23 protein-coding genes and 1 tRNA gene are annotated in these 21,318 nt (G+C 64.0%); 13 read left to right on the top strand and 11 right to left on the bottom strand.

The features are described from left to right. Positions 1-655: 655 nt before the first annotated feature. Positions 656-1,096, bottom strand: coding sequence for a hypothetical protein (locus tag MnOB_RS18560; RefSeq protein ID WP_077525700.1), 441 nt, complete (start codon positions 1,094-1,096; stop codon positions 656-658). Between MnOB_RS18560 and trmL the strand changes: the two genes are divergently transcribed. Then, complete coding sequence (gene trmL, locus MnOB_RS18555; RefSeq protein WP_077525699.1) at positions 1,095-1,556, top strand: tRNA (uridine(34)/cytosine(34)/5-carboxymethylaminomethyluridine(34)-2'-O)-methyltransferase TrmL; 462 nt, start codon at positions 1,095-1,097, stop codon at positions 1,554-1,556. The genes MnOB_RS18560 and trmL overlap by 2 nt on opposite strands. A gap of 189 nt (positions 1,557-1,745) precedes the next feature. Here trmL and secB read toward each other — a convergent pair whose 3' ends face one another. From secB to MnOB_RS18540, 3 genes are read right to left on the bottom strand one after another with little or no spacing between them, the layout of a single operon-like run. Next, on the bottom strand, positions 1,746-2,213 hold the full coding sequence (gene secB / locus MnOB_RS18550; protein WP_077525698.1) for a protein-export chaperone SecB: 468 nt from the start codon (positions 2,211-2,213) through the stop codon (positions 1,746-1,748). 29 nt (positions 2,214-2,242) lie between these two features. Next, entirely contained in the window at positions 2,243-2,503 is a 261-nt protein-coding gene (grxC, locus tag MnOB_RS18545) for a glutaredoxin 3 (protein ID WP_077525697.1), read from the bottom strand. A gap of 1 nt (position 2,504) precedes the next feature. Next, positions 2,505-2,918, bottom strand: a complete 414-nt coding sequence (locus MnOB_RS18540; RefSeq protein ID WP_077525696.1) for a rhodanese-like domain-containing protein — start codon at positions 2,916-2,918, stop codon at positions 2,505-2,507. A gap of 167 nt (positions 2,919-3,085) precedes the next feature. Between MnOB_RS18540 and gpmI the strand changes: the two genes are divergently transcribed. The 4 genes from gpmI (at position 3,086) to MnOB_RS18520 (ending at position 8,146) form a co-directional block, all read left to right on the top strand. Further along, entirely contained in the window at positions 3,086-4,621 is a 1,536-nt protein-coding gene (gene gpmI, locus MnOB_RS18535; RefSeq protein WP_077525695.1) for a 2,3-bisphosphoglycerate-independent phosphoglycerate mutase, read from the top strand. A gap of 151 nt (positions 4,622-4,772) precedes the next feature. After that, the gene (locus MnOB_RS18530; RefSeq protein WP_077525694.1) at positions 4,773-6,038 is read left to right on the top strand and encodes a murein hydrolase activator EnvC family protein; all 1,266 of its coding nucleotides are present in this window, start codon (positions 4,773-4,775) and stop codon (positions 6,036-6,038) included. Positions 6,039-6,066: 28 nt separating this feature from the next. Then, positions 6,067-7,380, top strand: a complete 1,314-nt coding sequence (locus MnOB_RS18525; protein ID WP_077525693.1) for a S41 family peptidase — start codon at positions 6,067-6,069, stop codon at positions 7,378-7,380. A 1-nt stretch (position 7,381) separates the two neighbouring features. After that, a complete protein-coding gene (locus tag MnOB_RS18520; protein ID WP_077525692.1) occupies positions 7,382-8,146 on the top strand; it encodes a divergent polysaccharide deacetylase family protein in 765 nt (254 codons plus the stop codon). A gap of 138 nt (positions 8,147-8,284) precedes the next feature. On the opposite strand, the gene MnOB_RS18515 is transcribed toward MnOB_RS18520, so the two are convergent. From MnOB_RS18515 to hisB, 7 genes are all read right to left on the bottom strand, one after another. Further along, positions 8,285-9,040, bottom strand: coding sequence for a substrate-binding periplasmic protein (locus MnOB_RS18515; RefSeq protein ID WP_077525691.1), 756 nt, complete (start codon positions 9,038-9,040; stop codon positions 8,285-8,287). Between the two features lie 159 nt (positions 9,041-9,199). Further along, positions 9,200-9,955, bottom strand: coding sequence for a substrate-binding periplasmic protein (locus MnOB_RS18510; RefSeq protein ID WP_077525690.1), 756 nt, complete (start codon positions 9,953-9,955; stop codon positions 9,200-9,202). Positions 9,956-10,089: 134 nt separating this feature from the next. Next, entirely contained in the window at positions 10,090-10,860 is a 771-nt protein-coding gene (gene hisF, locus MnOB_RS18505; protein ID WP_077525689.1) for an imidazole glycerol phosphate synthase subunit HisF, read from the bottom strand. Between the two features lie 44 nt (positions 10,861-10,904). Then, positions 10,905-11,642, bottom strand: a complete 738-nt coding sequence (gene hisA / locus MnOB_RS18500) for a 1-(5-phosphoribosyl)-5-[(5-phosphoribosylamino)methylideneamino]imidazole-4-carboxamide isomerase (RefSeq protein ID WP_016495212.1) — start codon at positions 11,640-11,642, stop codon at positions 10,905-10,907. A 40-nt stretch (positions 11,643-11,682) separates the two neighbouring features. Next, on the bottom strand, positions 11,683-11,940 hold the full coding sequence (locus MnOB_RS18495; protein ID WP_077525688.1) for a DUF2164 domain-containing protein: 258 nt from the start codon (positions 11,938-11,940) through the stop codon (positions 11,683-11,685). A 2-nt stretch (positions 11,941-11,942) separates the two neighbouring features. Beyond that, the gene (hisH, locus tag MnOB_RS18490; protein WP_077525687.1) at positions 11,943-12,581 is read right to left on the bottom strand and encodes an imidazole glycerol phosphate synthase subunit HisH; all 639 of its coding nucleotides are present in this window, start codon (positions 12,579-12,581) and stop codon (positions 11,943-11,945) included. Beyond that, a complete protein-coding gene (gene hisB, locus MnOB_RS18485; protein ID WP_028629882.1) occupies positions 12,581-13,174 on the bottom strand; it encodes an imidazoleglycerol-phosphate dehydratase HisB in 594 nt (197 codons plus the stop codon). The genes hisH and hisB overlap by 1 nt, the downstream gene beginning before the upstream one ends. A gap of 130 nt (positions 13,175-13,304) precedes the next feature. Here hisB and MnOB_RS18480 point away from each other — a divergent pair, with 130 nt between their 5' ends. The 8 genes from MnOB_RS18480 to MnOB_RS18445 all read left to right on the top strand — a co-directional run bounded on the left by MnOB_RS18480 (position 13,305) and on the right by MnOB_RS18445 (position 21,310). Continuing rightward, positions 13,305-13,703 carry an acetyl-CoA sensor PanZ family protein gene (locus MnOB_RS18480; RefSeq protein ID WP_077525686.1) on the top strand — a complete coding sequence of 133 codons (399 nt, stop codon included), beginning with the start codon at positions 13,305-13,307 and terminating at the stop codon, positions 13,701-13,703. Positions 13,704-13,859: 156 nt separating this feature from the next. Then, on the top strand, positions 13,860-16,091 hold the full coding sequence (locus MnOB_RS18475) for an AsmA family protein (RefSeq protein ID WP_077525685.1): 2,232 nt from the start codon (positions 13,860-13,862) through the stop codon (positions 16,089-16,091). Then, the gene (gene mutY / locus MnOB_RS18470) at positions 16,088-17,155 is read left to right on the top strand and encodes an A/G-specific adenine glycosylase (protein WP_077525684.1); all 1,068 of its coding nucleotides are present in this window, start codon (positions 16,088-16,090) and stop codon (positions 17,153-17,155) included. The genes MnOB_RS18475 and mutY overlap by 4 nt, the downstream gene beginning before the upstream one ends. Beyond that, entirely contained in the window at positions 17,152-17,424 is a 273-nt protein-coding gene (locus MnOB_RS18465; protein ID WP_077525683.1) for an oxidative damage protection protein, read from the top strand. Before mutY ends, MnOB_RS18465 begins: the two co-directional genes overlap by 4 nt. Before the next feature lie 76 nt (positions 17,425-17,500). Beyond that, positions 17,501-17,576 (top strand) — tRNA-Phe (locus MnOB_RS18460). A gap of 158 nt (positions 17,577-17,734) precedes the next feature. Then, positions 17,735-18,286: a heme NO-binding domain-containing protein gene (locus MnOB_RS18455; protein ID WP_158713830.1), complete on the top strand. Its 552-nt coding sequence runs from the start codon at positions 17,735-17,737 to the stop codon at positions 18,284-18,286. A gap of 6 nt (positions 18,287-18,292) precedes the next feature. Further along, positions 18,293-20,293 (top strand): putative bifunctional diguanylate cyclase/phosphodiesterase, encoded by a 2,001-nt coding sequence (locus tag MnOB_RS18450; protein WP_077525681.1) that lies wholly within the window; start codon positions 18,293-18,295, stop codon positions 20,291-20,293. Between the two features lie 243 nt (positions 20,294-20,536). Continuing rightward, positions 20,537-21,310, top strand: a complete 774-nt coding sequence (locus MnOB_RS18445) for an ABC transporter ATP-binding protein (RefSeq protein ID WP_077525680.1) — start codon at positions 20,537-20,539, stop codon at positions 21,308-21,310. Positions 21,311-21,318 lie beyond the last annotated feature (8 nt).

Below are 21,318 nucleotides of genomic sequence, written 5' to 3'. Positions count from 1 at the left end.
ATCGCTGGTGCCCGAATCATGCTGGCGCCTCAAAAAAGTGCTCCTCTCCCAGGCACTCGCAACGCTGAAACCCTCCCGCCGGCACGCTTTCCAACCACGCCCTCTCTCCTTCAAAGCCAGCGACTACGCGGCCTCCAGCCGAGCAAAGGAACCTGATCCGGCAGCATGGGAAGAATTGGCACGCCCCCTGCAATAGTCCAGACAACAGCAGTCCAGACAACAGCGGTTTTGGGGCCCCTGGTACAGGCAGGCCGGGGAATCCCCACTCTTATGACAGGCAGGCTGACCTCCAGCCGCCACGGCCCCAGAAGGGCCGGGAGCAACACAGCGTCGCCCTGGGGCGACCAGGTTTCAGGGGGCCTTGGTACAGGCAGGCCGGGGATCCCCTCTTTTATCCACAGGCGCGCTGGACTCCAGCCGCCTCGGGCTCCGCAAGAGCCCGGTGCAGGACCGCGTCACTCGCCTCGGCGGGTGACCACCCTTCAGGGGGCCTTGGTACAGGCAGGCCGGGGAATCCCCTCTTTTATCCACAGGCGCGCTGGACTCCAGGCGCCTCAGGCCCCACAAGGGCCTGGTGCAGGACCGCGTCACTCGCCACGGCGGATGACCACCCTTCAGGGGGCCTTGGTACAGGCAGGCCGGGGAATCCCCTTTCTTATTCGGCGCGCAGGCTGACTTCCAGCCGCCAGCGCCCATCCTCCGCGGCTCCATGCCACTCACCGTGCAAGGGCCGCGCCGCCACGAAGCGCACCATCACCCCCTGGGTCGAACGCAGCACCTTCCAGCTCACTGGCGCGGTGCCGAGGGTCAGCTGCCCCTTGGCGGATTGTCCTTCCGCGCCCAGCACCAGCGCGTAGGCACCTTCCAACGCTTCCACGCGTACCTCGGGCTCGTGGTCGAACCAGAGCGCCAGGCCGTCCTGGCGTACCTCGATCTGCTCCAGGTGCACGGGTTCCGGCGCCGTGAGGCGGCCGAGCATCATTCCAGCCAGCAGGCCCAGCAGGGCAAGGGAGAACAAAAAGCGCGGCCACAGGCTCGGTCGCGGATCATCATCGGGAGTAGAATGCCGCCCGTCTTCGGGCCCGGGGCTACTCATGTTTCACGTCATCCTGTTTCAACCGGAAATTCCGCCGAATACCGGCAACATTATCAGGCTGTGCGCCAATTCTGGCTGCCACCTGCACCTGATCGAACCTCTCGGATTCGAGCTGGACGACAAGCGTCTGCGCCGCGCCGGACTGGACTACCACGAGTACGCCACGCTCAAGCGCTACAGCGACCTGGAAAGCTGCCTCGAGGCCCTGGGCCAACCCCGGGTATTCGCCTTCACCACCAAGGGCACCAAGCTGTTCCATGAAGTGGCATTCGAGAAGGGCGATGCATTCCTCTTTGGCCCGGAAAGTCGTGGCCTGCCCGAGGAAGTCCGTGAAAGCCTGCCCCCGGAACAACGCCTGCGCCTGCCCATGCGCCCCAATTGCCGTAGCCTGAACCTGTCCAATACCGTTGCCGTGGCGGTGTACGAGGCCTGGCGGCAGCATGATTTCAGTCTGGATTGAACTGCGCAGAGCATCCTTGGGGGCACTTCCCCTGTAGGGGCGAATTCATTCGCCAAGGGTCGCGAAGCGGCCCCCGAATGTTCGAGGGGCAGCCCTGCGGCCTGCTTGGCGAATGAATTCGCCCCTACAAGGTTTTTAACTCCCAACAAAAAAGCGCCCCGAAGGGCGCTTTTTCGTGGAGCCTGAAAATCAGGCCTGGGCTTCGCCAGCGGCCTGCAGACGCGCCAGTTCCTGGGCGTACAGGGCGTCGAAGTTCACCGGGGAGAGCATCAGCGCCGGGAAGGAACCGCGGATAACCAGGCTATCCAGGGTTTCACGGGCATAGGGGAACAGGATGTTCGGGCAGAAGGCGCCCAGGGTGTGGCTCATGGAAGCCGCATCCAGGCCTTTGATCAGGAAGATACCGGCCTGCTGCACTTCAGCGATGAAGGCGGTTTCTTCGCCGTTCTTCACGGTCACGGACAGGGTCAGCACGACTTCATGGAAGTCGCCGTCCAGCTGCTTCTGACGGGTGTTCAGGTCCAGGGAAACGTTGGGAGCCCACTCCTGGCGGAAGATTTCCGGGCTCTTCGGCGCTTCGAAGGACAGGTCGCGCACGTAGATGCGCTGCAGGGAGAACTGAGGGTTATTGGCGCCGTTGCTTGCTTGTTCGGTCATGGTTCTGCCTTGTTCTAGTGCGTTTCCGTTTACGGATTGGCCTGGAGCAACGCGTCGAGCTTGCCGGCACGTTCCAGGGCGTACAGATCGTCACAGCCGCCCACGTGGGTCTGGCCGATCCAGATTTGCGGCACCGAGGTGCGCCCGGCCTTGCGGGTCATCTCGGCGCGAATTGCAGGGTTGCCGTCGACGCTGATCTCTTCATAGCGCACGCCCTTGCTGTCCAGCAGGTGCTTGGCACGGATGCAGAAAGGGCACCAGGCGCTCGAATAGATGACAGTCCCGGCCATCTCACTTCACCAGCGGCAGGTTATCGCCACGCCAGGTGCCGATACCACCGGAGAGCTTGATGGCGTTGAAGCCGGCCTTCTGCAGGTCGCGGCAGACGGTGCCGGCGTGCTGGCCCATGGAGTCGACCACGATGATGGCCTTGTCCTTGTACTTCTCCAGCTCGGCGATGCGGCTGGTGAGTTTTTCATAGGGGATGTTCAGGGCGTCGACGATATGGCCGCCGGAGAAATCCTTGGTGCCGCGCACGTCCAGCACCACGGCCTGGCCGCCGTTGACCAGGGAGGTCAGCTCGCGAGTGGAGATAGCGCGGCCACTGCGGCGCAGTTCGTGGGCCAGCAGCAGGGCCAGCAGCAGCACGAACGATCCACTCAGTACATAGTGGTTAGTGGCAAATTCAATCAGCTTAGCGAGCATCGTCGGCTTCCGGGACGGTAAAATGCCGGCCAGTATACACAGCCCCACAGGTCGGCCAAACCCCGTCCAGCGGTGACGCCGACGGAACCAGAACGTAGAATGCCGCGTCTTTTTTCCGGGGCCTTGCCCGCAACTTTCCACCCATTGCCGCAGACGAGTCGGACACTATGACAGCCACGCCCAAACCCCTGGTCCTGATCATCCTGGACGGTTTCGGTCACAGCGACAGCCCCGAATACAACGCCATCCATGCCGCCAGCACCCCGGTCTATGACCGCCTGCGTGCCACCCAGCCCCACGGCCTGATTTCAGGCAGCGGCATGGACGTCGGTCTACCCGACGGCCAGATGGGCAACTCCGAAGTCGGCCACATGAACCTCGGTGCAGGTCGCGTGGTGTACCAGGACTTCACCCGCGTGACCAAGTCGATCCGCGACGGCGACTTCTTCACCAACGCGGAAATCACCACCGCTGTGGACAAGGCCGTGGCTGCCGGCAAGGCCGTTCACTTCATGGGCCTGCTTTCCGATGGCGGCGTCCATAGCCACCAGGACCACCTGGTCGCCATGGCCGAGCTGGCCGCCCAGCGCGGTGCCGAGAAGATCTACCTGCACGCCTTCCTCGACGGTCGCGACACGCCGCCCAAGAGCGCCGAACCCTCCATCAAGCTGCTGGACGAAGCCTTCGCCCGCCTCGGCAAGGGCCGCGTCGCCAGCCTGATCGGCCGCTACTTCGCCATGGACCGCGACAATCGCTGGGACCGCGTGGAAGCCGCCTACAACCTGATCACCGAAGGTCGGGCCGAATTCACCGCCGCCACTGCCGTCGAAGGTCTGACCGCTGCCTATGAGCGCGGCGAGAGCGACGAGTTCGTCAAGGCCACCCGTATCGGCGATGCCGTAAAGGTGGAAGATGGCGACGCCGTGATCTTCATGAACTTCCGCGCCGACCGCGCTCGTGAACTGTCCCGCGCCTTCGTCGAGCCTGGTTTCAAGGAATTCCCCCGCCAGCGCGAACTGCAACTGGCCGGCTACGTGATGCTGACCCAGTACGCGGCGAGCATCCCCGCCCCCAGCGCCTACAAGCCGGAATCCCTGGAAAACGTGCTGGGCGAATACCTGGCGAAGAACGGCAAGACCCAGCTGCGCATCGCCGAGACCGAGAAGTACGCCCACGTGACCTTCTTCTTCTCCGGCGGCCGTGAAGAGCCCTTCGAAGGCGAAGAGCGCATCCTGATCCCGTCGCCCAAGGTCGCCACCTATGACCTGCAGCCGGAAATGAGCGCCCCCGAGGTCACCGACAAGATCGTCGACGCCATCGAGAACCAGCGCTACGACGTGATCGTGGTGAACTACGCCAACGGCGATATGGTCGGCCACACTGGCGTGTTCGAGGCCGCGGTCAAGGCAGTGGAATGCCTGGACAGCTGCGTCGGCCGCATCGTCGAAGCCCTGGACAAGGTGGGCGGCGAAGCGCTGATCACCGCCGACCACGGCAACGTCGAGCAGATGGAAGACGAGATGACCGGCCAGGCGCATACCGCCCACACCTGCGAGCCAGTACCGTTCATCTATGTCGGCAAGCGTCCGGCGACGATCCGCGAAGGCGGCGTACTGGCCGACGTGGCCCCGACCCTGCTGACCCTGATGGGCCTGCCGGTACCGGCCGAGATGTCCGGCAGGACTATCGTCGAACTGCAATGATCGACGCGGGCCGACGCCACGGCGCGGCCCTGGCGCAGTAAATCTGCGCGCCTTGTCAGGAAACGCCCCGAACCCCTGGTCCGGGGCGTTTTTTTTGCCCCGCACCACGGGCATACTAGGCCGGTCCTCCCCCCCTGGTGCCCCACACCCCATGCTTCGCGCCCTCGCCCTCGTTATCTTCGCCAGCCTGCTCACCCCGGTCATGGCCGACCAGCGCGCCGAAACCCAGCAGCAGCTGGACCAGGCCGGCAAGGATGTCGCCGAGCTGAAGAAACTCCTGAAGCAGCTGCAGGACGAAAAGTCCGGCGTCCAGACCGACCTGAAGAAGACCGAAACCGAAATGGGCAACCTGGAGCAGCAGATCAAGGACCTGCAGCAGGAGCTCAAGGACAGCGAAGGCGAGATCCAGCGGCTGGACGGGGAGAAAAAAAAACTCCAGGACGCGCGCGCTGAACAGCAGCGCCTGATCGGCATCCAGGCCCGCGCTGCCTACCAGAGCGGTCAGCAGGAATACGTCAAGCTGCTGCTCAACCAGCAGCACCCCGAGAAGTTCGCCCGCACCCTCACGTACTACGATTACCTGAGCAAGGCGCGCCTGGAGCAGCTTGCCGCGTTCAACGAAACCCTGCGCCAGCTGACCAACGTCGAGCAGGAAATCACCGCCCAGCAGAACCAGCTCAACGAGCAGAAAGCGGCCCTCGATGGCCGCCGCGAGCAACTGGCGGCGGCACGCAAGGAGCGCCAGCAGGCGCTGGCCAAGCTCAACCAGGACGTCAGCGACCGCGACAAGAAGCTCAAGTCGCGCCAGCAGGACCAGGAACAGCTGGGCAAGGTACTCAAGACCATCGAAGAAACCCTGGCCCGCCAGGAGCGCGAGGCCCGCGAGGCCGAAGAAGCCCGCAAGCGTGCACTGGCCGAGCAGCAGCGCCAGCTACGCGAACACCCGGCCGGCAGCCCGGCCAGGCCCGTCACCGGCCCGATGGTATCCAGCACCGGCGGCAATTTCGGCGGCCCCTTCGCCCAGGCGCGCGGCAAGCTGCCCTGGCCGGTGGATGGCCGACTGGTGGCGCGTTTCGGTTCGGCCCGTGGCGGCGATTCCCGCGCTAAGTGGGATGGCGTACTGATCGGCGCGGCCGAAGGCAGCTCCGTTCGGGCCGTACACGGCGGCCGCGTGGTTTTCGCCGACTGGTTGCGCGGCGCCGGGCTTCTGGTCATTCTCGACCATGGCAACGGCTTTCTGAGCCTCTACGGACACAATCAGCGTCTATTGAAAAGTGCCGGCGATATCGTGAAGGCAGGCGAATCCATCGCCACCGTCGGCAATAGCGGCGGGCAGGACACGCCCGCGCTGTACTTCGCCATTCGCCAGCAGGGCCGACCCACCGACCCGGCACAGTGGTGCCGCGCGCAAGGATAGGCGCCATCTCATCTAGCAGGAGTTTCGCATGCCGCATCTGTCCCGCCTCACTTCCCTGGCCATGGCTCTGGCGCTGCTCGGCGGCGCCCCACAGCTGCTGGCCGCCGAGGAGCCGGCAACCCTCCCCGCTACTGCGGTGAACGGCAAGGCACCGCTGCCCCTGGATGAGCTGCGGACCTTTGCCGAGGTGCTGGATCGCATCAAGTCCGCCTACGTCGAGCCGGTCGACGACAAGACCCTGCTGGAAAACGCCATCAAGGGCATGCTCAGCAACCTCGATCCGCACTCTGCTTATCTAGAGCCGGAAGACTTCCAGGAGCTGCAGGAAAGCACCAGCGGCGAGTTCGGCGGCCTCGGCATCGAGGTCGGCACCGAAGACGGCTTCGTCAAGGTGGTTTCCCCCATCGATGACACCCCCGCATCCAAGGCCGGTATTCAGCCGGGCGACCTGATCGTGAAGATCGACGGCCAGCCGACCAAGGGCATCTCGCTGATGGAAGCGGTGGACAAGATGCGCGGCAAGGCCGGCAGCAAGATCACCCTGACCCTCGTTCGCGATGGCGGCCAACCCTTCGATGTCGAACTGGTCCGCGCCGCGATCAAGGTCAAGAGCGTGAAGAGCCAGATGCTGGAGAAGGGCTACGGCTACCTGCGCATCACCCAGTTCCAGGTCAACACCGGCGAAGAAGTCGGCAAGGCCCTGGCCAAGCTGCGCAAGGACAACGGCAGCCGCCTTTCCGGCCTGGTCCTCGACCTGCGCAACAACCCTGGCGGCGTGTTGCAGTCGGCAGTGGAAGTCTCCGACCACTTCCTGAGGAAGGGCCTGATCGTTTACACCAAAGGCCGCATCGCCAACTCCGAACTGCGCTTCTCCGCCGACCCGGCCGATGCCAGCGATGGCGTACCACTGGTGGTGCTGATCAACGGCGGCAGTGCCTCGGCGGCCGAGATCGTTGCCGGCGCACTGCAGGACCACAAGCGTGGCGTGCTGATGGGCACCGACAGCTTCGGCAAGGGTTCGGTGCAGACCGTGCTGCCGCTGAACAACGACCGCGCCCTGAAGCTGACTACCGCGCTCTACTACACCCCGAACGGCCGCTCGATCCAGGCCCAGGGCATCGTCCCGGATATCGAGGTGGCGCGCGCCAAGGTCACCCGCGAGCAGGACGGCGAGACCTTCAAGGAAGCCGACCTCGCCGGCCACCTCGGCAACGGCAATGGCGGCGCCGAACGTCCGAGTTCGAGCAAGAAGTCCGCGGAACCGCGTCCGCAGGACGACGACTTCCAACTGAGCCAGGCCCTCAACCTGTTGAAAGGCCTGAACGTCACCCGCAAGAACTGACATGAAATGGGGTACCTGGCTGCTGGCGCTGTGGTTGAGCGCAACGGCAGCCGGTGCCGGTGCCGACCCTGTCGCACGGCTGGCCCTGGTGATCGATGACCTGGGCCAGACACCGGCCCGCGACCATCGCGTCCTTGCCCTCCCCGGCCCGGTGGCGCTGTCCATCCTGCCGGATGCCCGCCACTCCCGCGAACTGGCCGAGGCCGCCCACGCCGCCGGCAAGACCGTGATGCTGCACCTTCCCATGGACCCGGCTACCGGCCCGTATGCCTGGCACCCCGAACTCTCCACCGCCGAGCTGGAAAAGCGACTGGACGCCGCCCTGCGCCAGGTGCCCTACGCCCGCGGCCTGAACAACCACATGGGCAGCCGCATGACCGCTCAGCGTCCGGCCATGACCTGGCTGATGCAGCGGCTGCAGCAGGAACGCCTTTTCTTTATCGACAGCCGCACCAGCGCCGCCACGGTGGCGGCCGCCGAGGCCCAGAAAGCCGGGCTGGCCAGCCTCTCGCGGGACATCTTCCTCGATGACGACCAGAGTCCAGCCGCAGTCGCCGCGCAGTTCGACGCCGCCCTCAAGCTGGCACGCAAGCAAGGCTCGGCGCTGATGATCGGCCATCCGCATCCGGCAACCCTGGAGCTGCTCGAGCGCGAGCTGCCGCGCCTGAAGGAACGGGGCTTCGAACTGATCGATGTGGAAATGCTGATCGCCCTGCGCGGCAATCGCGCCATGGCGGCCCATGGCAACGCGGGGGTTTACCGGTAGGCGGCAGGACACCTTGTAGGGGCGATTTCATTCGCCAAGCAGGCCGCAGGTCTGCCCTGCAAGCCCTCATGGGGCAGCTGCGCTGCCCTTGGCGATTGAAATCGCCCCTACAGAAAAGCATCGCGAATAAACCGACGATTACAGGTAGTTCTGGGTGATCTCGTCGACGTAGCCGTCGCTGCGCATCTGGTCGAGGGCTTTCTGCAGGCGCTCGATGACCTCGTCCGGGGTGTCCTTGTTGAACGCCAGATAGAGTTCGGCACTGTTGAAGCGCAGCACGGTCTGCAGGCCCGTCACGCCCTCCTGCTTGGCCAGGTAGCGGCCCACCGGATCGGTGGTGGCCCAGAGGTCGATCTGGCCCTTGATCAGCTTCTTCACGTTCTCCTGATCGCGCAGGGCGTTCTGCGGAGCCATGCCCTGGGTTTCCAGGTGCTGGCTGACGGCGTCGTTCTTATAGGCGCCGATGCGGTACTGGGAGGCGCTCTTCAGGTCCTTGATGCTGAGGTTATTGCCCGGCGCGGCGAGCAGCACCCACTCGGTCTTGGCAATCGGGCCGACCCACTTGAACAGCGGCTGGCGCTCGGCGGTGAAGGTGGTGGAGAACAGGCCGTAGTTGGGCTTGTCCAGGGTCAGGCGATAGAGGCGGTCCCAGGGGAAACGCAGGGTCAGGCTGTAGTTGATGCCGGCACGCTTGAACATCTCGCGGACGATATCGGTGCTGATGCCGTCGATGCCGTCGTCACGGGCGAAGTTCTTGTCATCCACCGCCATGTTGAAGGGCGGGAAGTTCTCGGTGAGCAACACCACCTTGTAGTCCGCCGGTACTTCGGCGCGCGCCGTGAAGGCGAGGAACATCAGGCCCAGGGTCAGGGCGCGTTGGATCAACTTCTGCATTGTCATACCGCTCGCTTGATTTGTGGTTGTGGCTAAGCGGCTTCCTTGCGCGGGCTCCCCACCCACGGACGTACGGCTTGACCCGTCCTGCCTTCCTTGGCAAGCGACCGGCTTTTGGCCGGTCGCTGGAGTCTTTAACTACTTTCGATGCGCTACCCGTTACAGGTAGCTGTTGAGGATCTCGTCGACGAAGCCCTCGGCGCGCATCTGGTCCAGCGCGCCCTGCAGTTTCTTCACAACTTCGTCGGGGACCTCTTTGTTCAGCGCCAGGAAAAGCTCGGCCTGGTTGAAGCGCAGCACGGTCTTCAGGCCGCCCACGCCTTCCTGCTTGGCCAGGTAACGGCCAGCCGGGTCGCCGGTAGCCCAGAGGTCGATCTGGCCTTTTTCCAGCTTCTTCGCGTTTTCCTGGTCGCGCAGGGCGGTTACGGGCTCGAGTTTCTGCTGAGCAAGGTACTCGGCAATAGCGTCGCCCTTGTAGGCACCGACCTTGTACTTGCGCGCGTCTTCCAGGCTGCCGAGGGCGATCTGGCTGTCGGCACGGGCCAACATGATCCAGTCATCCGGACCGATCGGGCCAACCCACTTGAAGGACTGCTCACGCTCGGGCAGACGCGCCGTGACGAAGACGCCATAGTCCGGCTTTTCCAGCGCCAGCTTGTAGATACGGTCCCAGGGGAAGCGCAGGGTCAGGCTGTACTTGACCCCGGCGCGCTTGAACATCTCACGCACGATGTCGACAGCAATGCCGTCGATGTTGTCTTCCTGGGCGAAGTTCTTCCCATTGATCGACATGTTGTACGGGGGGAAGTTTTCAGTCAGGAGAACGACGCTGTAGTTCTCATCCACTTCGGCGCGGGCAGCGCCGGCAAGCACCATAAGGGTACCGGCCAGCGCCAGCAGCAGGCGTTTCGACATAAGCGGCTACCTTCCAGGAGAGATGGGAAATGCGCTGAGCTTAACCTCGCGGGAGCGAGGCTCGGGCATCAACACCCCAGGCTGCGAAGTCCGTCACGCGGGCAGCCTGGGCGAATGCTAGGCAAGAATTGTGCTCAGCGCACGAGGATTCCACGGCTGGCCAGATAGGCCTTCGCTTCGGGCACGGTGTACTCGCCGAAGTGGAAGATGCTGGCCGCCAGCACGGCGTCGGCCTTGCCTTCGAGAATGCCGGCTGCCAGGTGCTCAAGATTGCCGACGCCGCCGGAGGCGATCACCGGAATCCCGACGGTTTCACTGATGGCACGGGTTACGCCGAGGTCATAACCGCTCTTGACGCCGTCCTGGTCCATGCTGGTGAGAAGAATCTCGCCGGCGCCCAGGTCTTCCATCTTTTTTGCCCATGCCACGGCGTCGAGGCCGGTGGGTTTGCGTCCGCCATGGGTGAAAATTTCCCAGCGAGGTGTTTCCCCGGGGGCGGATACCTTCTTCGCGTCGATGGCGACCACGATGCACTGGGAGCCGAAACGGGCGGCGGCCTCGCCAACGAACTCGGGCGTGAACACCGCAGCCGTATTGATCGACACCTTGTCGGCGCCGGCATTGAGCAGGTTGCGGATGTCCTGCACGGTGCGCACGCCACCGCCCACGGTCAGCGGGATGAACACCTGGCTGGCCATGCGCTCGACGGTGTGCAGGGTGGTGTCGCGGCCGTCGACGCTGGCGGTGATGTCGAGGAAGGTGATTTCGTCGGCACCCTGCTCATCGTAGCGACGGGCGATTTCCACCGGATCGCCGGCGTCGCGGATGTTCTCGAACTTGACGCCCTTGACCACGCGGCCGTTGTCCACGTCGAGGCAGGGGATGATGCGTTTTGCGAGAGCCATAACAGTGTCCCGTGGGGTGCGCAATGCGCACCGTTAGCCGTCGATCAACCCTTGTAGCTGTCGCAGAAGGCCTGGGCCTCGGCGACGTCCAGGGTGCCTTCGTAGATGGCGCGGCCGGTGATGGCGCCGATGATGCCGGGGGCCTTGGCGGCCAGCAGCTTCTCGATGTCACCGAGGTTGTGAATACCGCCGGAAGCGATCACCGGGATACGGCTGGCAGCGGCCAGGGCAGCGGTAGCTTCGACGTTGCAACCCTGCATCATCCCGTCCTTGGCGATGTCGGTGTAGACGATGGCGGACACGCCGTCGGCCTCGAAGCGGCGAGCCAGGTCGACCGCCTGCACGCTGCTGACTTCGGCCCAGCCGTCGGTGGCGACGAACCCGTCCTTGGCATCCAGGCCGACGATGACCTTGCCCGGGAAGGCCTTGCAGGCCTCGGTGACGAACTCGGGCTCTTTCACCGCCTTGGTGCCGATGATCACGTAGCTGACGCCGGCCTTGACGTAGTGCTCGATGGTTTCCAGGGAGCGGATGCCGCCGCCGATCTGGATCGGCAGGTTCGGGTAGCGCTTGGCGATGGCGGTGACCACTTCACCGTTCACCGGCTTGCCCTCGAAAGCACCGTTGAGGTCCACCAGGTGCAGGCGGCGGCAACCACCTTCCACCCATTTGGCGGCCATGCTCACCGGGTCGTCGGAGAACACGGTGGAGTCTTCCATGCGGCCTTGGCGCAGACGCACGCAGGCGCCGTCCTTCAGATCGATAGCGGGGATAATCAGCATCGGTTCAACCTGTAAGAAGTCAGTGGAATCGGCTTGGCGCTCAATCTTTCTCGAGCGCCCACAAGTCGCTTTCGATGCTCTCGAACCTGTCTTTCAGGTGCGCCTGCACATCGAAGATCGCCTTGTTGTAGAAATGCGGCGCGAACTCCCGGGCGAAGAAGTCGAGCACTTCCTCGGCCTCGAAGGAACCCAACTCCAGCTCGAAGCGATCCGCCATGAAACGCTTGATCGCCAGTACCGCGTCGTTGGTCTGGGCGGCGTCGAGTTGCAGGCTTGGGGCCTTCTTCGCGCGGCTCATGCTTACCAGCGGCCGTCCCAGGCGGCGAAGTTCTGCAGCAACTGCAGGCCGTGGGTGTGGCTTTTTTCCGGGTGGAATTGCACGGCGAAACGCGAACCCTCGGCCAGCGCGGCGGCGAAGTCCTTGCCGTAGTGACCGCGGCCGACCACCTGCTGTGGATTGCCGGCCTCAATGTAGTAGCTGTGCACGAAGTAGAAACGCGCGCGGTCGGGGATGTTGTGCCAGAGCGGATGGGCGACGCCCTGCTCCACCTCGTTCCAGCCCATATGCGGCACCTTCAGGTGCTCGCCGTCTTCCACCAGGTTCTTGCCGAAGAAGCGGACCTGGCCGGGGAACAGGCCGATGCAATCAACGCCGTCGTTCTCTTCGCTGCGCTCCAGCAGCGCCTGCATGCCGACACAGATGCCGAGGAACGGGCGGTCCTGGCTCACTTCGCGGACCAGTTCGTCGAAGCCCAGGCGACGGATCTCGGCCATGCAATCGCGGATCGCGCCAACACCGGGGAAGACCACCCGGTCGGCTTCGCGGATCACATTGGCGTCACTGCTGACCAGGACGCGGCCAGCGCCAACGTGTTCCAGGGCCTTGGCAACCGAGTGCAGGTTGCCCATGCCGTAGTCGATGACTGCAACCGTCTGCATCAGAGCACGCCCTTGGTGGAGGGCATCTGGCCGGCCATGCGCGGATCACGCTCGACGGCCATGCGCAGGGCGCGGCCGAAGGCCTTGAACACGGTTTCGATCTGGTGGTGGGTGTTGTGGCCACGCAGGTTGTCGATGTGCAGGCTCACCAGGGCGTGGTTGACGAAGCCCTGGAAGAACTCCTGGAACAGGTCGACGTCGAAGCCACCGACCACGGCGCGAGTGAAGGGCACGTGCATCTGCAGGCCGGGACGGCCGGAGAAGTCGATGACCACGCGGGACAGGGCTTCATCCAGCGGCACATAGGAATGGCCGTAGCGGACGATGCCCTTCTTGTCACCGATGGCCTGGGTGAAGGCCTGGCCGAGGGTGATGCCGACGTCTTCCACGGTGTGGTGATCGTCGATATGCAGATCGCCCTTGCACTCGATATCCAGGTCGATCAGGCCATGACGGGCGATCTGGTCGAGCATGTGCTCAAGGAAGGGGACGCCGATATCAAAGCGCGCCTTGCCAGTGCCATCCAGGTTGATCGAAACCTTGATCTGGGTTTCCAGGGTATTGCGTTCGACGGATGCCGTACGTTCGGCCATCACCAGCTCCACAAAAAGGCTCACGAAAAAGACCGCCATTATAGGCCGCAGGCCCTTGGTGCCGCTACCGACGGCGGTCGGCGGCGTTTACACTGCCGGCCCGCCCCCGCAATACCCTTCAGGAGCCCCCATGCCCGTGATCGTCGAGACCCTGAACAGCCTGTCCGAGCAGGACCGTGGCGACCTGGCGAAGATCTACGCCGACGCGCCGGACTGGCTGCTGGCGCCCTATGCCAGTGCCGCGGAACTGGTGACGTGCGGCTTGGCCGAGGGCCAGCTGGTAGTCGGGCGTTTCAACGACCGCCTGTTGGGCGCGGCCCTTCTGCTGCGCGGCGAGCCTCACTGGCGACTGTCCCATCTGTGCGTGCGCAAGGTGACCCGCCGCCGCGGCGTCGCTCGTCGACTGATAGAAGAGTCCGCACGCCTCGCACGGGAATCAGGAAGATCGCTGCACCTGGCTGCCCCGCTGGACCACCTGGAATCCCAGGCCCTGGCCGCGCATCTGCACCTGCCGCTGGAAAACCTCTGAGGCGACGTCCAGCCCCTGAGCTGAACCGACGGCCAAATTCACTATCCAAAGTCCCTGACCAGGGCGCCGAGCCACGTGCGGCCGCGCACCAAGGCTGATGGCCCGGCGCTATACTCGGCACCTTCAATTCACGCGATCCATCACAAGGACTGGCCAATGAAAGCCTTCGGCAAAATCCTGGGCCTCATCTTCCTCGGGCTGTTGCTGATCATAGTGGCGGGGGGCTTCGCCCTGACCCACCTGTTCGACCCGAACGATTACAAGGATGAAATCCAGCAACTGGCCCGCGACAAGGCCAACCTCGAACTGACTCTGAACGGCGACATTGGCTGGAGCCTGTTCCCCTGGCTCGGCCTCGAATTGCACGAGGCGACCCTGGCCAGCGCCGTTACCCCGGAAAAGCCTTTCGCCAACCTCGACATGATTGGCCTGTCGGTACGCGTGCTGCCGCTGTTGCGCCGCGAAGTGCAGATGAGCGACATCCGCGTAGAGGGCCTTAACCTCGATCTGCAGCGTGACGAGAAAGGCCGCGGCAACTGGGAAGATATCGGCCGCCCCGCCAAGGCCCCGGAAACCGCCCAGGCCGGCACGCCGACCACGCCAGCACCCGCCGAAGAGGCCAAACAAGCGCCCGCCGCCGACGAACCTGCGCGCCCGATCAAGCTGGATATCGACAGCCTGACCGTGCACAACGCCCGCATCGACTACACCGATGCCAAGACCGGCAAGCAATTCAGCGCTGAAGGCATTGAACTGACCACCGGCGCCATCCGCGAAGGCGCCAGCATTCCGCTCAAGCTCAGCGCTTTCTTCGGCACCAACCAGCCAGTGCTGCGCGCCAAGACCGACCTCACCGCCAATCTGCGCTTCGAACGCGCCCTCAAGCGTTATCAGCTGGAAGATCTCAAGCTGAGCGGCGAGGCCTCGGGCGAGCCGCTCAAAGGCAAGACGCTCGCCTTCACCGCCCAGGGCCAGTTGCTGGCCGATCTGGCCGCCAACGTCGCCGAATGGAACAGCCTGAAGCTCTCCGGCAACCAGTTGCGCGCCCTCGGCGAGCTGAAAGTGCATGACCTGGACAAGGACGCGCGCCTGGAAGGCGGCCTGTCCATCGCCCCGCTCAACCTGCGCGAGTTCCTCACCGGCATTGGTGTCGAGCTGCCGCCGATGAGCGATGCCGCGACTCTGCAGAAATTCGAACTGGTCACCAAGCTCAACGGCAGCGCCAACAGCCTGGCCCTTGAAGGCCTGAACCTGAAGCTGGATGACAGCACCCTCAACGGCCGCCTGGCCGTGGCCGACTTCGTCAGGAAAGCCGTACGCGTTCAGCTCAAGGGCGACAAGCTGGACCTCGATCGCTATCTGCCGCCCAAGTCCAAGGCCAAAGAGGCCGTCCAGACCGCGCGCCAGGCCGAGGTTAAGCCTGCCGTGGCTGCTGCCACCCAGGGCGCCACGCCGCTGCCCAACGCCCCCACCCAGGCGGCCTGGAGCGAAACCCCGATCCTGCCCGTGGATCAGCTGCGCAAGGTCGATCTGGAAGCCACCCTCAATTTCGGCCAGTTCACCGTCGACAAACTGCCCCTGGATGACGTCAGCCTCAAGGCCAATGGCAAGGGCGGCCTGGTGACACTGGAAGACCTGCGCGGCGGGCTGTTCGGCGGCAGCTTCGTCGCCAATGCGCAAATCGACGCACGCCCGGCGGTACCGCTGCTCAAGGCGCAGAAACGCATCAACAATGTGCCGGTGGAAAAGCTCCTGAAAGCGCAGGAGCAGAAACCGCCAGTGCGCGGCCTGCTCGACCTGAACGCCAATATCACCAGTAGCGGCAACAGCCAGAAGGCCTGGGTCGATGGCCTCAACGGCACCGCCAGCTTTGCGCTCAATGACGGCGCCTTGCTCGACGCCAACCTGGAGCAACAGCTCTGCCAGGGCATCGCGACACTCAACCGCAAAGGCCTGGAAGGCACCCGTGGCGGCAGCGAAACCCCCTTCCGCGAGCTCAAGGGCTCCCTCGCCTTCAACAACGGCGTGGCCACCAACCCAGACCTGATCGCCAGCATCCCCGGCCTCAGCGTCAAGGGCGACGGCGCCATCGACCTGCGCGTGCTCGGCCTGGACTACCGCGTCGGCGTGATCATCGAAGGCGACAAGAGCGCGATGCCGGACCCGGCCTGCCAGGTCAACGAACGCTATGTCGGCATCGAGTGGCCGCTGCGCTGTCGTGGCCCGCTGGAACTGGGCGCCAAGGCGTGCCGCCTGGACAAGGACGGCATGGGCAAGGTCGCCGCCAAGCTGGCCGGCGACAAGCTCAACGAAAAACTGGAAGAGAAGCTCGGCGACAAGGTCAGCCCGGAACTCAAGGACGCGCTCAAGGGGCTGTTCAAGCAATGAGTCCCGAGCAGTTTTCCGGCGCCGTACTCGACTGGTACGACAGCCACGGTCGCAAGGACCTGCCCTGGCAGCAGGGCATCACCCCCTATCGCGTCTGGGTATCCGAAATCATGTTGCAGCAGACCCAGGTCAGCACGGTCCTGGGTTATTTCGACCGCTTCATGGAAGCCCTGCCCAGCGTGCAGGACTTGGCCGCCGCACCTGAAGACGAAGTGCTCCACCTCTGGACCGGCCTCGGCTACTACACACGCGCCCGCAACCTGCAGAAGACCGCGAAGCAGGTAGTGGCCGAACACGGCGGTGAATTCCCCCGCGATGTAGACCAGCTTGCGGAGCTGCCTGGCATTGGCCGTTCCACCGCCGGCGCCATCGCCAGCCTGTCCATGGGATTACGCGCGCCGATTCTCGACGGCAACGTCAAGCGCGTCCTGGCCCGTTACGTCGCCCAGGACGGCTACCCGGGCGAGCCGAAAGTAGCCAAGCAACTCTGGGAAGTGGCCGAGCGCTTCACCCCTCACGCACGGGTCAACAACTACACCCAGGCGATGATGGATCTGGGCGCCACCCTCTGCACCCGCAGCAAGCCAAGCTGCCTGCTATGCCCGCTGCAGAGCGGTTGCCGTGCTCACCACCTGGGCCGAGAGACCGACTACCCCGTATCGAAACCACGCAAGGCCTTGCCGCAAAAGCGCACCTTGATGCCCCTGCTGGCCAGCCGCGATGGCGCCATCCTGCTTTATCGCCGGCCGTCGAGCGGGCTCTGGGGTGGACTCTGGAGCCTGCCGGAAATGGACGACCTCGACGCGCTCGCCCCGCTGGCCAGCCAACACGCTCTGCAGCTGGGCGAGCGCCGCGAACTGCCCGGCCTGACGCATACATTCAGCCACTTCCAGCTGGCCATCGAGCCCTGGCTGGTGGCCGTGGAAGGCAGTGCCCCCGCCGTGGCCGAGGGCGACTGGCTCTGGTATAACCTCGCCACCCCGCCGCGCCTGGGCTTGGCCGCCCCGGTGAAGAAGCTGCTCAAGCGCGCGGCCGACGTATTGAATGCAGGAGAACCGCGATGACCCGCACCATCATGTGCCGCAAGTACAAAGAGGAACTGCCGGGCCTGGAGCGTCCGCCATATCCGGGCGCCAAGGGCGAGGACATCTTCAACAACGTCTCGAAGAAGGCCTGGGATGAGTGGCAAGCCCACCAGACGATGCTGATCAACGAGCGTCGCCTGAACATGATGAACGCCGAGGATCGCAAATTCCTCCAGGCGGAAATGGACAAGTTCCTTTCCGGCGAGGATTACGCCCAGGCAGAGGGCTACGTCCCCCCGAGCGCGTAAGCGCCCGGAATAACTAAAAAAATTTTCAAAAGGGTGTTGACGAGGCGCCGGCAAATCCGTTTAATAGCGCCCCGTTGCCCAGGTAGCTCAGTTGGTAGAGCAGGGGATTGAAAATCCCCGTGTCGGCGGTTCGATTCCGTCCCTGGGCACCACTAATACCAAACAAAAAACCCCAGCCATGTGCTGGGGTTTTTTGTTTTCAGCATCCCTCACAGCCGCCGGGCACGATGCTAACGGCGCTGCTAACCTCATTTCGAAGCGCCTCGAGGCAACCCCGAAGGGACTCGACCCGAGGGCGCCAGGGGGCTGCATGAAGGGAATCGTCTTCAACCTGCTCGAAGAAGTGGTTACCCGGCACCAGGGCGAAGATGCCTGGGACGCCCTTTTGGATGGTACCGGCCTGGACGGTGTCTACACGGCCCTCGGCAGTTACCCCGACGATCACATCTACCGCCTGGTGGCAGCCGCCGCCGAAGCGCTCGACATGTCCTCATTCGAAGTCCTGCGCTGGTTCGGCCGCGAAGCGATGCCGTCACTGGCCAGCCGCTACCCCGCCTACTTCGATACCCACGACTCGACGCACCCCTTCATCCTCAGCGTCAACCAGATCATCCACCCCGAAGTCCGCATGATCTATCCAGGCGCGGACGTCCCCACCTTCGGCTTCCGTGATGAAGCGGACGGTACGCTGATGATGACTTATCGCTCCCCCCGCCGACTCTGCGCCCTGGCTCACGGCTTCATCGAGGGCGCGGCGGTGCATTTCGGCGAGTCACTGGCCGTCGACCACCTTGCCTGCATGCATCGCGGCGATACCGAATGCCGCTGCCGAATCACCTTCCACGGCAAGAACCGGGGCTGAGCGCGCATGGACGGCGTATCGCGCGATCCGGAAGCCAACAGACTCCGTCGGCGCCTGCAGCGCGAACACCAGGCGCGCCTGGAGGCAGAACAGATAGCCGAGCACGGCCTGCGCGAGCTCTATGAAAAACAGCTGCAACTGCAGCTGCTCGAATCCATCGCCGACGCTGCCAACGGTGCGGCTACGGTCGCTGACGGACTGAGCTTCACGGTATCCAGCGTCTGCCAGTACACCGGTTGGCAGATCGGCCACGCCTACCTGACCGATCACGTCGAGGGCGAAGCGCGCCTGCGCTCGGCCGCCATCTGGCACTACGCCGACGAGCAGCGCTTCCACCAGTTCCGGCAAGTAACGGAAGCCATGGAGTTTCCGCCGGGTTTCGGCCTGCCCGGTCGCGTGCTCTCCAGCGGTACCCCGGCATGGATCGCCGACATCAGCCAGAACCCGGATTTCTGCCGCGTGGACGCAGCGGGCAAGGCTGGCCTCAGGGCCGCAGCGGCCTTCCCGGTGCTGGCGGGCAGCGAAGTGGTCGGCGTTCTCGAGTTCTTCGCCAACTGCGTGCTGGAGCCCGATGAAACGTTGCTGCACCTGATGGCGCAGATCGGCGTGCAGATGGGACGGGTGGTGGAACGCAAACGCGCCGAAGAACAACTGGTCGATGCGTTCCACGATCCCCTGACCGGACTGCCCAACCGTGCCCTTTTCTCCGATCGACTATCCCGCGCGGTCGCTCGCTGCAACCGGCACCGGGAGGCGGCCTTTGCGGTCCTGTTCATCGACCTCGACCGCTTCAAGCTGGTCAACGACAGCCTCGGACACCTCGCCGGCGACCTGCTGATCATCCAGGTCGCCACGCGCCTGGGTGGCTGCCTGCGACAGACCGATACCCTCGCGCGCATGGGCGGCGATGAGTTCACCATCCTGCTGGACTGCATCGGCAACTCCGAGGCTCCGGCTCGGGTGGCCGAGCGTCTGCTCGAAGCCCTGGAGCCACCCTTCCTGATCAATGGCGAGCAGCTCTACATCAGCGCCAGCATCGGTATCGCACCCAGTGACCTGGGCTACGAATCGGCCGAAGAAATCCTGCGCCACGCAGACCTCGCCATGTACCGCGCCAAGGCGCTGGGCAAACACCGCTTCGAATTGTTCGACCACAGCCTGCACGAAACGGCGGTGGGCCGGCTGACCCTGGAAACACGCCTGCGCAACGCCCTGCAGAACGGCGAATTCGTGCTCCATTACCAGCCCATCGTGCACATCACCAGCAGTGAGCTGGTCGGTGTGGAGGCCCTGGTGCGCTGGCAGGTTCCAGGAGGAGAGCTGGTCTATCCGGGCGACTTTATCCAGGTCGCCGAAGACACCGGGTTGATTCTGCCCCTCGGCCTTTGGGTGCTGCGCGAAGCCTGCCGAAGCGTCGCTCGTTGGCATCGCGATCTACCAGGCCAGCCGCCGCTGACGGTCAGCATCAACCTCTCCGCCCGACAGTTCGCCCAGCACGACCTGGTACTGCAGGTGAGCGCCATCATCGACGAAACCGGCATCCCCGCCGAATGCGTGCATCTGGAAATCACCGAGAGCGTTTCAATGGCCGACTCCGAGCGGACCATCATCGTGCTCCAGCAGCTTCACGATCTCGGCGTGCGCATCAGCATCGACGACTTCGGCACCGGCTATTCCTCCCTTAGCTACCTGCACCGCTTCCGTCTGGACGTCCTGAAGATCGACCGCTCTTTCATGATCCAACTCGACCAGTGCCCAGAAGGCCTGCAGATCGTGCAAACCATCCTCAGCCTGGCCCGCAACCTGGGACTGGACGTGGTCGCCGAGGGCGTCGAGACCCAACGGCACCTGATGATTCTCAAATCCCTGGGCTGCAATTTCGGCCAGGGCTACCACTTCGCCAGACCGCTGCCCGAGTCGGCGCTAACCGCACTGCTGCGGGAACGACCGCAGCCCCTTGGACAGACAGGGACCGATCCTGAAGTTTTCGTCACGCCGCTCTCATAAACGATTGATCCGTAAAGAAAAAGGCAAAGACCTTGGGTAAAGGTGCGAATTCCGGGCATTTCAGCCTGCGACAGGGGCTTTTTTGCTACCGCGACAACCAACTGCAGCGATGCGACAAACTCGCCCACAGAGCCATCCAGGGGGCCTCGGGCGGCTTTCGCGTGGCAAAGCGCTATGCTAGCTTGCCCTCGCCAGGAAGGCCGCCCCACCGCCAGAGTGCCCACGAAAACAAGAGGACCCCCCATGGCCCAAGCCACGCCAGCGCTTGAAATCCGCAACCTGCATAAACGCTACGGCGATCTCGAAGTGCTCAAGGGTATATCCCTCACCGCCAACGACGGTGATGTGATCTCCATCCTCGGTTCCTCCGGCTCCGGCAAGTCCACCTTCCTGCGCTGCATCAACCTCCTGGAAAACCCGCACGAGGGCCAGATCCTGGTAGCCGGCGAAGAGCTCAAGCTCAAGCAGAGCCGCACCGGCGAACTGGTCGCCGCCGACAACAAGCAGATCAATCGCATGCGCAGCGAGATCGGCTTCGTCTTCCAGAACTTCAACCTCTGGCCGCACATGACGGTGCTCGACAACATCATCGAAGCGCCGCGCCGCGTGCTTGGCCAGAGCAGAGCCGAAGCCACCGAGGTCGCCGAAGCCCTGTTGGCCAAGGTCGGTATCGCCGACAAGCGCCACGTCTATCCGACCCAGCTTTCCGGCGGCCAGCAGCAGCGCGCGGCCATCGCCCGCACCCTGGCCATGCAGCCGAAGGTCATCCTGTTCGATGAACCCACCTCGGCGCTGGACCCGGAAATGGTACAAGAAGTGCTTAACGTGATCCGCGCGCTGGCCGATGAAGGCCGGACCATGCTGCTGGTCACCCATGAAATGAACTTCGCCCGGCACGTCTCCAGCGAAGTGGTTTTCCTTCACCAGGGACTGGTAGAAGAACAGGGCCCGCCAGAGAAGGTATTTGACAACCCGCAATCGGCGCGCTGTAAACAATTCATGTCCAGCAATCGCTAAACACGGAG

Source organism: Metapseudomonas resinovorans, assembly GCF_002003485.1.
GTDB lineage: Bacteria > Pseudomonadota > Gammaproteobacteria > Pseudomonadales > Pseudomonadaceae > Metapseudomonas > Metapseudomonas resinovorans_D.
The sequence above is the reverse complement of the archived record's forward strand: the minus strand, read 5'-3'. Positions and strand labels throughout refer to the sequence as shown.